12 protein-coding genes are annotated in these 12,488 nt (G+C 61.9%); 9 read left to right on the top strand and 3 right to left on the bottom strand.

The window, feature by feature from the left end; genetic code table 11:
* The first annotated feature begins 50 nt into the window (after positions 1-50).
* Entirely contained in the window at positions 51-503 is a 453-nt protein-coding gene (locus M1E02_RS13900) for a helix-turn-helix domain-containing protein (RefSeq protein WP_479374829.1), read from the top strand.
* Between the two features lie 194 nt (positions 504-697).
* Here M1E02_RS13900 and M1E02_RS13895 read toward each other — a convergent pair whose 3' ends face one another.
* Positions 698-1,228, bottom strand: coding sequence for a MarR family winged helix-turn-helix transcriptional regulator (locus M1E02_RS13895; protein ID WP_479374828.1), 531 nt, complete (start codon positions 1,226-1,228; stop codon positions 698-700).
* Between the two features lie 42 nt (positions 1,229-1,270).
* On the opposite strand from M1E02_RS13895, the gene M1E02_RS13890 reads away from it, so the two are divergent.
* From M1E02_RS13890 to dapF, 6 genes are all read left to right on the top strand, one after another.
* Positions 1,271-1,495, top strand: coding sequence for a DUF3046 domain-containing protein (locus M1E02_RS13890; protein ID WP_479374827.1), 225 nt, complete (start codon positions 1,271-1,273; stop codon positions 1,493-1,495).
* A gap of 186 nt (positions 1,496-1,681) precedes the next feature.
* Positions 1,682-2,734: a recombinase RecA gene (recA, locus tag M1E02_RS13885; protein ID WP_309107189.1), complete on the top strand. Its 1,053-nt coding sequence runs from the start codon at positions 1,682-1,684 to the stop codon at positions 2,732-2,734.
* Positions 2,721-3,254, top strand: a complete 534-nt coding sequence (locus M1E02_RS13880; protein WP_479374826.1) for a regulatory protein RecX — start codon at positions 2,721-2,723, stop codon at positions 3,252-3,254. The genes recA and M1E02_RS13880 overlap by 14 nt, the downstream gene beginning before the upstream one ends.
* A 79-nt stretch (positions 3,255-3,333) precedes the next feature.
* Complete coding sequence (gene miaB, locus M1E02_RS13875; RefSeq protein ID WP_479374825.1) at positions 3,334-4,890, top strand: tRNA (N6-isopentenyl adenosine(37)-C2)-methylthiotransferase MiaB; 1,557 nt, start codon at positions 3,334-3,336, stop codon at positions 4,888-4,890.
* Between the two features lie 3 nt (positions 4,891-4,893).
* On the top strand, positions 4,894-5,829 hold the full coding sequence (gene miaA, locus M1E02_RS13870; RefSeq protein WP_479374824.1) for a tRNA (adenosine(37)-N6)-dimethylallyltransferase MiaA: 936 nt from the start codon (positions 4,894-4,896) through the stop codon (positions 5,827-5,829).
* Between the two features lie 93 nt (positions 5,830-5,922).
* Positions 5,923-6,867, top strand: a complete 945-nt coding sequence (dapF, locus tag M1E02_RS13865) for a diaminopimelate epimerase (RefSeq protein ID WP_479374823.1) — start codon at positions 5,923-5,925, stop codon at positions 6,865-6,867.
* Here dapF and M1E02_RS13860 read toward each other — a convergent pair.
* The gene (locus M1E02_RS13860) at positions 6,848-7,462 is read right to left on the bottom strand and encodes a class I SAM-dependent methyltransferase (RefSeq protein WP_479374822.1); all 615 of its coding nucleotides are present in this window, start codon (positions 7,460-7,462) and stop codon (positions 6,848-6,850) included. The two genes, dapF and M1E02_RS13860, sit on opposite strands and share 20 nt — an antisense overlap.
* Positions 7,463-8,038: 576 nt before the next feature.
* Here M1E02_RS13860 and hflX point away from each other — a divergent pair.
* Positions 8,039-9,607, top strand: coding sequence for a GTPase HflX (gene hflX / locus M1E02_RS13855; RefSeq protein WP_479374821.1), 1,569 nt, complete (start codon positions 8,039-8,041; stop codon positions 9,605-9,607).
* Positions 9,600-11,666 (top strand): ATP-dependent DNA helicase, encoded by a 2,067-nt coding sequence (locus M1E02_RS13850; RefSeq protein ID WP_479374820.1) that lies wholly within the window; start codon positions 9,600-9,602, stop codon positions 11,664-11,666. The genes hflX and M1E02_RS13850 overlap by 8 nt, the downstream gene beginning before the upstream one ends.
* 14 nt (positions 11,667-11,680) lie before the next feature.
* On the opposite strand, the gene lexA is transcribed toward M1E02_RS13850, so the two are convergent.
* Entirely contained in the window at positions 11,681-12,430 is a 750-nt protein-coding gene (lexA, locus tag M1E02_RS13845; RefSeq protein ID WP_479374819.1) for a transcriptional repressor LexA, read from the bottom strand.
* Positions 12,431-12,488 lie beyond the last annotated feature (58 nt).

Raw genomic sequence — 12,488 nt, 5'->3', positions numbered from 1 at the left:
TGGTTCCCCTGAGTGGTGAACCTGAAGTATGAGGGAGCAAGGCGATACAGATGGTAAAGCAGCCCGTATCCGTAAACGGCGTTGTCCGCTGGAAGGATGTGGGCCTCGCCGATCAGGCTAAGAGCGAACAGAAGGAGCGCAAGATGGTTGTTCTTCGTCACGAAATTGGTGATGTCCTTCGCGATGTCCGCCAGCGCCAAGGCCGTACCCTCCGCGAAGTCTCACACAGTGCCCGTGTTTCTCTCGGCTACTTGAGCGAAGTGGAGCGCGGTCAGAAGGAAGCCTCTTCGGAGCTGCTTTCATCGATCTGCTCGGCCCTGGATGTTCCCCTGTCCGGCATGCTCCGCGAGGTCAGCGACCGCGTGGCCATTGCTGAGGGAGTGGCAGTTCCGGACACCGTCCCTCAGGAGTTCTCCCAGCGTTATGGCCGTGACCTCGACCGCGAGCTGAACACTGACCTTAACGACGAACTCACCAAGGGCCTCCTGTCAGGCGCCCGCTGATCCGTTCCGTGCTGAGCTGAGAGCCCGGATCCTGGGAGTGCCTGACTGACCTCGAGACCTCATGACCTCGTATTGACTGCTTGACTAAACGAAGGGCCTGCCGCGGTTGCGGCAGGCCCTTCGTTTTCTGCGTTGTTCTCCGCGTTCTCTGCCCAGTCCGCGCCAGATTGGCGTTCTGTGCGGAGGAGGATTCGCTACTGCACCTGGTCCCGTTTCGATTCGTCCTTGGGGAAGCCATCCCGCTCATAGGTGCTGTTCAGCTTTGCTATGTACCGGGCCAGAGTCTGCAGCTCCGAAACCGGCCATTCCCCCAACCGTTCCCGGAACACCTGATTGCGGGCGTCCTGGACCTGGTGCATCTTCTCCTCGCCCCGGGGAGTGAGCCGAATGGATTGCGCGCGGCCGTCCACGGGATCGGCTTCTTTGAAGATAAGGCCGATGCTCTCGAGAAAGGCAATCTGCCGGCTCACAGAGGGTTTTCCGACGCCAACGCAGGACGCCAGATCGGTTAGACGCATGGCTCCCTCCCTCCGGATGATGGTCAGAAGGCCGTACGCCGCCGGCTCCATGTCGGGGTGGACCTGCCGGGAGAGCTGCTGCGAGACCGAGCGTGCCCTCCGCCAGAAAAGGCTCAATTGCTGTTCCACGGACTGCAGGGCGGCGTCGACGTCGTCCCCTCCCGCAAGGTCCTCGGGCGAGCCTGGGCTGTCAACTGGGTTGCTCATGGCAACAATTCTAGAGTCAGCGTCCCGTGAGAGACTCTATTCGTGCGGATTAGCGAATTTTGGCGGCTTATGGACGATGAATTTGGCGCCGGTTACTCGCGTGTACTGAGCAGCTCGTTGGTGTTGGCGGTTGTCGGTGGACGAACGGCGGACCAGGCGTTGGCTGCCGGCGTCAGCCCCCGGGCCGTATGGCTGGCCATTTGCGAGTTGCAGGATGTTCCCCAGGAGCGACGCTTCGGCCGGGACATCAGCCCGCGTGGCGATTAGCGCTGGCTGACACGCCGGTCATTTGTTCGAATATCTGTTCGGGTAGGACTATGCTTTTTTCAGAGTGTTATCCACATAAGCAATGTGTTCCGGCCAGAATGTCGGTGGGTGCAATTAGCGTCGTTGATGACAAAGAAACGGCCCCTGAGGCCACTCCAAAGCGAGAAAGCATTAGAGGTGTGAACCATGGCGGCAGCCCCGGATCGTGAAAAGGCGCTTGAAGCAGCGCTTGCGCAGATTGACAAGCAGTTCGGAAAAGGCTCCGTCATGCGCCTCGGAGACGAGGTCAGGGCACCGATTGAGGTTATTCCCACCGGTTCCATCGCGCTGGACGTGGCCCTGGGAATTGGCGGGCTGCCCCGCGGCCGTGTCGTTGAAATCTACGGCCCGGAATCGTCAGGTAAAACCACCGTTGCTTTGCACGCCGTGGCCAACGCGCAGCGGCAGGGCGGCATAGCTGCTTTCATCGACGCCGAGCACGCCCTCGACCCCGAGTACGCAGCAAAGCTCGGAGTCGACACCGACGCCCTCTTGGTATCCCAGCCGGATACCGGAGAGCAGGCCCTCGAAATCATGGACATGCTGATCGGCTCCGGCTCCTTGGATGTCATTGTCATTGACTCGGTGGCAGCCCTGGTTCCGCGTGCCGAAATCGAGGGCGATATGGGCGACAGCCACGTGGGCCTCCAGGCACGGCTCATGAGCCAGGCACTCAGGAAGATCACCGGGCGCTTGAGCCAAACCAAGACCACCGCGATCTTCATCAACCAGCTTCGTGAAAAGATCGGTGTCTTTTTCGGATCTCCGGAAACCACCACCGGTGGTAAGGCCCTGAAGTTCTATGCCTCCATCCGTATCGACGTCCGCAGGATCCAGACGCTGAAGGAGGGCGCGGATTCGGTCGGAAACCGGACCAAGGCCAAGATCGTCAAGAACAAGATGGCGCCCCCCTTCAAGATCGCGGAGTTCGACATCATCTACGGTCAGGGGATCTCCCGCGAGGGCGGCATCATCGACATGGGTGTCGAGCACGGAATCATCAAGAAGTCCGGTTCCTGGTTCACCTATGACGGCGACCAGCTCGGCCAGGGTATGGAAAACTCACGACGCTTCCTGCGTGACAACCCCGAGCTTGCCGCTGAGCTGGAAAGGCTCATCAAGGAGAAGCTCGGCGTTGGCGTGAAGCCTGCAGCCGAAACCGAAGCCGCACCGAAGCTCAAGGCCGTTGACGGCTTCTAATCGCACCAGGGATCCGGCTGCGCTCGATGCGGAGCCGGACCCAGCGTCGGTCGCCCGCGCCATAGTGTTGAGGCAGCTGACCAACTCGCCCAAGAGCCGCCTTCAACTGGCCAGGAAGCTCGCCGAGCGGAACGTACCTGAGGACGTCGCGGAGGCAGTTCTTGACCGCTTCGAAGAGGTTCGCCTGGTTGACGACGCGGAGTTTGCTGATGCCTGGGTGCGTAGCCGCTCCCAGTCGCGAAAACTGGCACGCGGCGCCCTGAGACGGGAGCTTGCGGAGAAGGGCATAGATTCCGAAACCGCATCGCAGGCGCTGGAACAGATCACGGATGAGGCCGAGGAATCCGCAGCGCGGGAACTTGTGATGCGGAAGCTGCGCGGTTCCGGCCCGTTCCAGGATCGAAGCGAGCGCGACAAGGCCACTCGCCGGCTGGCGTCCATGCTTGCGCGGAAGGGTTACAACCCCTCCGCGGCCTTCAGGATTGTCGGAGAGGTCCTGGATTCCGCCGGCGATCCCTGATCGCTGGGAATTCAGGCAGGCCAATGGCTTTCTCGGACCCCCACAAGCAGGCAGGCGTTTCAACCGTTACCCTTAATGGGTGAGTTTGACCATTCCTTCGCCGGCAGCCGGCACCCATTCCGCCTCAGCCACTTCAACTGCCTCGGATGCGGCACGTCCGCGCACCTACGAGGTCCGCACGTTCGGTTGTCAGATGAACGTCCACGATTCTGAACGAATGGCAGGAATGCTTGAGTCGGCGGGCTACGTTCCGGCTGCTGCAGAGCAGGCAGACGTTGTGGTGTTCAATACCTGTGCCGTGCGGGAGAACGCCGACAACAAGCTTTACGGGAACCTGGGCATGCTCGCCTCTGTCAAGGAAGCCAATCCCGGAATGCAGATCGCTGTTGGTGGATGCCTCGCTCAAAAGGACCGCGAGACGATTCTCCGCAAAGCCCCCTGGGTGGACGCCGTCTTCGGCACCCACAATGTGGGCGCCCTACCTGCCTTGCTGGAACGGGCACGGCACAATAACGAAGCCCAGCTTGAGATCCTGGAATCCCTCGATGTCTTCCCCTCCACGCTGCCCACCAAGCGTGACTCCGTCTATTCGGGATGGGTGTCCATCTCGGTTGGCTGCAACAACACCTGCACGTTCTGCATCGTCCCTGCTCTCCGAGGCAAGGAGAAGGACCGCCGGCCAGGCGACATCCTGGCGGAGATCCAGGCACTTGTTGATGACGGCGCGATCGAAGTGACGCTCCTTGGCCAAAACGTCAACTCCTACGGCGTGGAGTTCGGGGACAGGCAGGCCTTCTCGAAACTGCTGCGGGCTTGTGGGAACATCGAAGGGCTGGAGCGGGTTCGATTCACCAGCCCTCATCCTGCTGCCTTCACGGACGACGTCATTGATGCCATGGCCGAAACGTCCAATGTCATGCCTCAACTGCACATGCCACTCCAATCAGGGTCGGACAAAGTACTCAAGGACATGAAGAGGTCCTACCGTTCCACTAAGTTCCTTGGAATCCTGGACAAGGTCCGCGAAAAGATTCCCCACGCAGCGATCTCCACGGATATCATCGTCGGATTCCCGGGAGAGACGGAGGAGGACTTCCAGGCGACTCTGGATGTTGTGGAGAGGTCACGCTTTGCGACAGCTTTCACCTTCCAGTACTCCAAGAGGCCCGGTACCCCGGCGGCTGACCTGCCGGATCAGCTCCCCAAGGCAGTCGTCCAGGAACGCTTTGAACGTCTCACCGCTTTGCAGGACAGGATCGCTGCGGAAGAGAACGCGCGGCAGCTTGGTAAGCGTGTTGAGGTGATGGTGACGGCCCAGTCCGGACGAAAGGCAGGGGAGACCCACCGGCTCTCCGGTCGTTCCCAGGACCAGCGGCTGGTTCACTTCTCTGTTCCCGAAGGAGCAGAAGCGCCCCGCCCGGGTGATCTTGTCACGGTCACTATTACTGAGGCCGCTTCTTTCCACCTTGTCGCTGACCCTTCCACCCCCGAGGATTACAGTCTCCGCCGCTCCCGCGCCGGCGATGCCTGGGACAGATCCCAGGCCGACTCCTGCGGAGTGCCCGCACCTTCAGGGAAATCCGGTAAGGCCGGAGTCTCCCTGGGGATGCCCTCCATTCCGGTCCGCGGACGCTAGAGAATGCCAGACGCCGGTACCGCTGCAGTAAGGGTTCCCACAGACGGCCCGCCACCGGTGATCGCCGTCGTCGGGCCCACTGGCTCCGGCAAATCCGATCTGGCCGTGGGACTGGCCCTCGAACTTGATGGTGAGGTTATCAACGCCGATTCCATGCAGTTTTACCGGGGCATGGACATCGGTACCGCCAAGATCAGTCTGGAAGAACGCCAGGGAGTGCCCCACCACTTGCTGGATACCCTGGACGTCACCGACGAAGCCAGCGTTTCTGACTTCCAGCAGCAAGCCAGAGCGGTCATCGACGCAATCCATGAGCGGGGGAAAAGGGCCATCCTCGCGGGCGGTTCTGGCCTCTATCTGCGGGCGGCTCTGGATGTGCTCGAGTTTCCCGGAACGGATCCCGCCATTCGTCGACGCCTTGAGAACGAAGCCGCGTCCGAGGGTGAAGCCGGCCTGCGTTCCCGCCTTGAACGCCTGGACCCCGTATCAGCGGCACGCCTGGGAGACACCCGCCGGGTCATCCGCGCCTTGGAGGTCTATGAGTTAACCGGGCGCCCTTTCAGTTCCTACATGCCCACGCGTGAGTACGTCCGGCCCACCGTGCAGATTGGGCTGGAAGTGGATCGGGACGTCCTCCGCACCCGGCTCGCCCAACGCGTTCATGGGATGGTAGAGAACGGCCTCCTTGAGGAGGTAAGACGGCTCGAATCACGCGGACTGAGGCAGGGAAAAACCGCCTCCCGTGCCCTCGGGTACGCGCAATTTTTGAAAGTACTCGATGGTGTCAGCGACGTTGCGGAAGCGGCGGAGGAGACCATTGTGGCCACCAGGCAATTCGCACGCCGGCAGCTGACGTGGTTCCGGGGGGATCCCAGGATTGCCTGGCTGGATTGGCAGGATCCTGCACTGTTGGAGAAGGCAGCAGCCTTCTGCCGATGAGGGACATCCCGAGGGTTTCCCGTCGGGTTTCCAGGGAAGTGGCTTCGCCGGAAGGTTTTCCGGCTAACAGGACCAAGACGGTAACCTTGGACCATGAATGAGACCCTTGAAGAGACCCCCGCACATGCTCACCAGGGCTTGAGCGGCTTGTCGTTCTCGAAGGGTCATGGCACGGGAAATGACTTCGTCCTGATCGCCGATCCGGCCGGCACCTGGCCTATTGGGCCTGAACAGGTAGCCGAACTGTGCGATCGCCACCGCGGAATCGGCGGCGACGGCCTCATCCGCGCGGTGCCATCACGTTTCCTTCCTGAAGGCCGGGACCTGCTGGCCCATCATCCGGACGCTGAATGGTTTATGGACTACCGCAACGGGGATGGCTCCCTGTCCGAGATGTGCGGCAACGGGGTGCGTGTTTTCGTGCATTTCCTCATCGCACAAGGACTGGTCAGCCTGGACGAGGGAGCTTCATTGACCATTGGGACCCGCGGCGGCGTGAAGGTGATCGTCCGCAGCGGTTCGGGATATGCGGTGGACATGGGGCCTTGGGAATTCATCTTCCCCGAGGATGCAGCAGCCCGCGCAATGGACTCGCTCGTCAGCGCACACGGACTCGAGGTGGCCCGGCCCGCTCTCTCTGTCAGCATGGGAAATCCGCATACTGTTGTTGCCCTTGCAGAGCTTTCCGAGCTCGAGGCAACGCAGCTTTTTACCGCACCCCATGTAGATCCCACTCCACCGAACGGCACCAACGTCGAGTTTGTGGTGCCGTCCGAACCCCTTGTCCATGATGGTGTGGGAACCATAACGATGAGGGTTCACGAGCGGGGCGTCGGCGAAACGCAGTCGTGCGGGACTGGCGCCTGCGCAGCAGCCGTCGCGATCCGGCATTGGGCAGGCGAGGGCGCTCCGAATGCGTGGAACGTTAGAGTTCCCGGCGGCGTAGTGGGCGTGAAGTTCTTCCCCGGGCCAGACGGGCGCGAGCACGTGGAGCTCAGCGGCCCCGCCGTCATTGTTGCTACTGGGACGCTTTCCTGACCTTCAGGATCCGGAAGGACTTCGAGGTACTCTCGCGGGTCACCGTGAAGGATGAATCCAGCTCCGCTCCCAGCCACCGCTGCAGTGAATCGGATCCAAGGTTTTTTTGGACTACCAGCCAGGCAGAGCCACCAGGGGCGAGCCGGGGAAGCCATCGCAGCAGGAGCGAATGAAGTTCGTCCTTACCGATCCGGATCGGGGGATTTGACCAGATGGTGTCGAAGATGATTCCTGGGTCTACCTCGTCCGGCAGGCTCGCCCGGAGATTTCCCAGACCCAGTGCGGCAGCGTTTTCGTTCGTCAGGGTCACGCATCGCTCGTTGACGTCTACGGCGTAGACGTTCGCATGGGGTGCACGCAGGGCCATGGTCAGGGCGATTGGACCCCAGCCGCACCCGATATCAAGCAGGTTTCCCTGCGGAGACGGCGCTGGTACCTCGGCCAGTAAAACGGCCGTCCCCTTGTCAATACCCTCGGGGCTGAAGATTCCCGACGATGTATGGAGCTTCCTCGTCTCACCGGCGAGTTCGACCGTCAGCGGCTTGCGGGTGAATGGCCCTGCCGGCTGGGCGCTGAAATAATGTGCGGACTCCATAACTGGCCAGATTAGTTGGCCTGCAGCTCGATGGGAAACCGGGGGTAGGCCCATCTGGTATTCTTTAATCCATGTTCTTGATCTTTGAGTAGCGGCGATTCAGCCCGGCGCAGGCGAGTTGGCATAATAGCCCGCCTGACTGCCCGCTTATCGTCCCGCAGCGATGCAGGTAACTTCCTTCCGCTTAGCGCGCTCAGCACCAGTGCTTTCAAAGTCAATGAACCATAGACAAACCCTCCCGACACCACGCCACCCGATCACCGTCGGCGGCCGGAGGCAACGTCTATCGGATGCAGGCGAATGATCCCACTGGCAGATCAACTGGGTGCCCGAACCCCATGGAGTCCATCATGATCAACCAAGGCATCTGACAACACCACCCGAAGTCTCTCTGGCCGGCAGACCGCTTCCGCGGGAGCCCCCAGCCACGAACGTCCCCAACCATGCCCGCCACGGCACCGCAGCCGTGGCCACCTGGAGGAACAATTGACCAATAGCCGTCAGCCCACCGCGAATACAGCACCACAGCCCGGCAAAGGGCACTATTCTGAAGATGTAGAACCGCTTAAGGAGACCATGACCAGTCAGCACAACACCGGACCAGATTCAGCCGCGCAGGATATGTCCCCTGAGGAGATCCAGGCTGTAATTGACCGGATTCTCGCCAAGGATGTACCGGCCAGGAATATCCGGAAGGCGGACGATGACAGCAAGGGTGTCTTCGGCAGGGCCCAGGCCATATCAGGGCTCGACGACGAGCACACCAGCTACGACGGTGATCAGCAGGATCTCGAGGAACGGCGCGCACTGCGGCGGACCGCGGGACTCTCCACCGAGCTTGAGGACGTTACCGAAGTCGAGTACCGGCAGCTCCGGCTCGAACGTGTAGTCCTGGCGGGGCTGTGGTCAGAAGGAACCCTGGCGGATGCTGAGAACTCCTTGCGGGAACTGGCAGCGCTGGCAGAAACCGCTGGCTCAGAAGTACTCGACGGCCTCGTCCAGCGCAGAGCCAAGCCAGATCCCGGAACTTTCCTTGGCTCAGGCAAAGCCCTCGAACTGAAGGACATTGTGATGTCCACGGGCGCGGACACAGTTGTTGTCGACGCCGAATTGGCTCCGTCACAGCGGCGCGGTCTCGAAGACATCGTCAAGGTCAAGGTCATTGACCGTACCGCGCTTATCCTCGACATTTTTGCCCAGCATGCCAAGAGCCGGGAAGGCAAGGCCCAGGTAGAGCTGGCCCAGCTCGAATACCTCTTGCCGCGCCTGCGTGGTTGGGGTGAATCCATGTCCCGCCAGGCCGGTGGCCAGGTGGGTGGGGCAGCGGCCGGGATGGGCTCGCGTGGTCCTGGTGAAACCAAGATCGAACTGGATCGGCGACGGATCCGGACGCGGATGGCAAAACTGCGGCGGGAAATCGCCGCCATGAAGCCTGCGAGGGAGACCAAACGGGCCAACCGCCGTCGTAATGCTGTCCCTTCTGTTGCGATTGCCGGGTACACCAACGCCGGCAAGTCCTCATTGCTGAACAGACTGACCGACGCCGGTGTCCTGGTGGAGAACGCGCTGTTTGCCACGTTGGACCCGACGGTCCGCAAGGCCGAGACCGCAGACGGGCTGGGCTACACCCTTGCCGACACCGTGGGTTTTGTCCGTTCACTGCCCACTCAGCTGGTGGAAGCGTTCCGCTCCACGTTGGAGGAAGTGGCCGATTCCGACCTCATCCTCCACGTGGTGGATGCATCCCACCCGGATCCGGAAGGCCAGATAGCCGCCGTCCGTGCTGTATTCAGCGAAGTGGATGCGCGCAAGGTCCCGGAGATCATCGTGCTGAACAAGGTGGACGCCGCGGATCCGTTCGTGGTGGAGCGGCTGAAGCAGCGCGAACCCCGGCACGTGGTGGTTTCCGCCAGGACAGGCCAGGGCATCAGCGACCTGCTCAAAGCCATCAGCGAATCCATTCCAAGGCCAAGCGTCAAACTGGAACTGCACATCCCCTACAACCGGGGCGACCTGATCAGCAAGCTGCACGAAACGGACGCAGAAATCCTTACCCTCGATCACGATGAACACGGCACACGTGCCGTGGTGATGGTCCGCGAAGGTCTTGCCGCTGAGCTGGAATCCTTCGTCACCAATGACTGAAGCGGATCCGGAGGCGAATGCATCGGCCAGTGAGCGGTTTGTGCTTGAACTGCTCGACCGGGCTGTCTCCGGAATGGGCGGCGAGAGCCGCACCGGTCAGCACGAAATGGCCCGGCAGGTGGCGCGCGCAATAGACAGCGGCGACCACCTGCTGGTCCAGGCAGGAACAGGGACCGGCAAGTCCCTCGCCTATCTCATTCCCCTCATCGCCCACTCGCTGGTCAGCGACAAACCCACCCTTGTCTCCACCGCCACACTGGCTTTGCAGACCCAGATTGTGGGAAGGGACTTGCCCAGGCTGCTGGAAACGCTAACCCCTGCGCTGGACCGGCCTGTGAAAGTGGCACTCGTCAAGGGCCGCGCCAACTACGTCTGCCGCCACAAGCTTGAGGGCGGTTTTCCATCCGAAGAGCCGTCTGAGGGACAGTTGTTCTCGCTGGGGGAAGATACCAGCGTGCCGCACTTTGCAGCCGCCATGGGTGGTCCGTTGTCCCAACTGGGCAAAGAAGTGGTCCGGCTGCGGGAATGGGCTGACAAGACCCACACCGGCGACCGCGACGAGCTGATGCCTGGCGTGACTGACCGTGCCTGGCGGCAGGTTTCAGTCACGTCCATGGAGTGCCTCGGGGCCCAGAAATGCCCCATGGCAGCCGAGTGCTTCAGTGAACTGGCCCGTCAAAACGCTGCAGAGGCCGACGTCGTCGTCACCAACCACGCCATGCTCGCTGTAAGCGCATTCGAGGGCCTGGCGGTGCTCCCTGAGTACGACGTTGTGGTGGTGGACGAGGCCCATGAACTTCAGGATCGCGTTACAGGGGCAGTCTCCGGGCAACTCTCTGTGGCGATGGTTCATGCGGCGGCCTCCGGAGCGCGCAAGCACACCGGCATAACTGTCGAAGCCCTCAACTCTGCCGCTGCCAACCTGGAAGTCGCGATTGCAGGGATTCCCAGCGGTCTGCTGCCCAGCGGGCTCAACGACGAACAACTCGACTGTGTGGACCAGCTCCGCGATGCATGCCGTGCGGCGCTCTCCGATTCCAAGGGGGACAGTTCCACCACGGCCGACGGCGGGCGGCAGCTGGCGCGTTCACGCCTCCTGGTGATCCTGGAACTGTGTGAACGGCTGATCTCGGCACGGGAAAACGCCGAGGTGGTGTGGATTTCGCGAAACAGCACCTTTGATCCGCAGCAAGGTTACTCAGCGCCGGACGACCATTCCCCGGCTTTGATCAACGTGGCGCCCCTGAGCGTCGCCGGACGGCTACGCGAAGGCCTGTTCGAGGGACACACCGTTGTGCTGACATCAGCGACCCTGGCCATCGGTTCCGCTTTTGAGCCTGCCGCGGGGGGATTGGGCCTCGTAGGACCAGGTGCGCCGAGCTGGACCGGAATCGACGTCGGCTCGCCTTTCGACTATCCGAAACAAGGGATTCTATACGTGGCGGGTCACCTGCCGAAGCCGGGCCGGGGAACCTCACCCGAGGCCCTCGATGAGCTCGAAAAGCTGATCCTTGCATCCGGGGGCGGGGCGCTTTGCCTGTTCTCCTCGCGCCGCGCGGCGGAAGAAGCTGCGGAAGCCCTGCGTCCGCGGCTCGACGTGAACATTCTCTGCCAAGGGGACTCGACCATGACCGCACTGGTCCGGCAGTTTGCGGATGAGCCTGACACCTGCCTGTTCGGCACAATGTCACTGTGGCAAGGAGTGGACGTTCCGGGGGGTTCGTGCCGCCTGGTGGTGATCGACAGAATTCCCTTTCCGCGTCCTGACGATCCCCTCATGACCGCCCGGTCCCGTGCCGTAGCAAAGGCAGGGGGCAACGGCTTCATGTCTGTTTCTGCCACCCACGCCGCGATTCGGCTTGCCCAGGGTGCCGGCCGCCTCATTCGCTCGACGGGGGACAAGGGGGTTGTGGCCGTCCTGGATTCCCGATTGTCGACTGAGCGATACGGTAACTTCCTGCGCGCTGCCCTTCCGCCATTCTGGCCCACCACAGACCCCACAATCGCGGTGGCAGCATTGAAACGCCTGGCCGAGGAAACGCGGGTGGCGAGTAGCTAGATGGACCGCAGGGCTTAGATGGACCGCAGGACCGAGACCACTTTGCCCATGATGGTGGCATGATCGCCCAGGATTGGCTCGTACTGGGTGTTCTGTGGGAGCAGCCATGTGTGACCGTCCCGCTGCCGGAAGGTCTTGACGGTGGCTTCATCGTCCAAGAGCGCGGCCACGATATCGCCGTTGACAGCATCGCTTTGGCGGCGCACAACCACCCAATCGCCGTCACAGATGGCGGCATCAATCATTGAGTCGCCGGCAACCTTGAGCATGAACAGCTCGCCGTGTCCAACGAGCTGGCGGGGGAGCGGCATGAACTCCTCAACCAGTTGCTCGGCGAGAATAGGCCCGCCTGCGGCGATACGCCCGACGAGGGGAACCATAGCGGTATCTGTTGCGCCGGCCAGTTCCGTCACCGGCTGACGGCCAACACTCCGGAGCCGGGTTGGCTTTTCCGGCCGGGCAGGCTCGGTTCCGCCTTCTTCCAGGGTCAGCGGCATCAAAACTTCCATTGCCCGCGGACGCTTTGGATCCCGACGCAGGTAACCGAGTTTCTCAAGCTGCGAGAGCTGATGGGTGACGCTGGACAAACTCGCAAGGCCCACCGTGTCCCCGATTTCGCGCATGGACGGCGGATAGCCGTTGTCGTTCACTGATCGCTGAATGGTCTCCAGGATCCTCTTTTGGCGAAGGGTGAGCCCCTTGGGCGTTCGGGCAGTCTGCGAGGCCCTTGGGGTGGCCTTGCTGCCCGCGGCTTGTGCTGCCATTTTCGCCAACGCCTTTCCATTTTTCCGGCCGCTGAGCGGCAGCCGCCGGAATGTTCTG

The organism is Arthrobacter sp. Z5-13 (assembly GCF_056499105.1).
This window is presented reverse-complemented; position numbering and strand designations above follow the sequence as displayed.

Bases quoted from the DNA above. Each gene is read 5' to 3' on its own strand.
- M1E02_RS13900 (WP_479374829.1), top strand. From the start codon at position 51: ATGGTAAAGCAGCCCGTATCCGTAAACGGCGTTGTCCGCTGGAAGGAT.
- M1E02_RS13895 (WP_479374828.1), bottom strand. From the start codon at position 1,228: ATGAGCAACCCAGTTGACAGCCCAGGCTCGCCCGAGGACCTTGCGGGA.
- recA (WP_309107189.1), top strand. From the start codon at position 1,682: ATGGCGGCAGCCCCGGATCGTGAAAAGGCGCTTGAAGCAGCGCTTGCG.
- miaA (WP_479374824.1), top strand. From the start codon at position 4,894: ATGCCAGACGCCGGTACCGCTGCAGTAAGGGTTCCCACAGACGGCCCG.
- dapF (WP_479374823.1), top strand. From the start codon at position 5,923: ATGAATGAGACCCTTGAAGAGACCCCCGCACATGCTCACCAGGGCTTG.
- M1E02_RS13860 (WP_479374822.1), bottom strand. From the start codon at position 7,462: ATGGAGTCCGCACATTATTTCAGCGCCCAGCCGGCAGGGCCATTCACC.
- hflX (WP_479374821.1), top strand. From the start codon at position 8,039: ATGACCAGTCAGCACAACACCGGACCAGATTCAGCCGCGCAGGATATG.
- M1E02_RS13850 (WP_479374820.1), top strand. From the start codon at position 9,600: ATGACTGAAGCGGATCCGGAGGCGAATGCATCGGCCAGTGAGCGGTTT.
- lexA (WP_479374819.1), bottom strand. From the start codon at position 12,430: ATGGCAGCACAAGCCGCGGGCAGCAAGGCCACCCCAAGGGCCTCGCAG.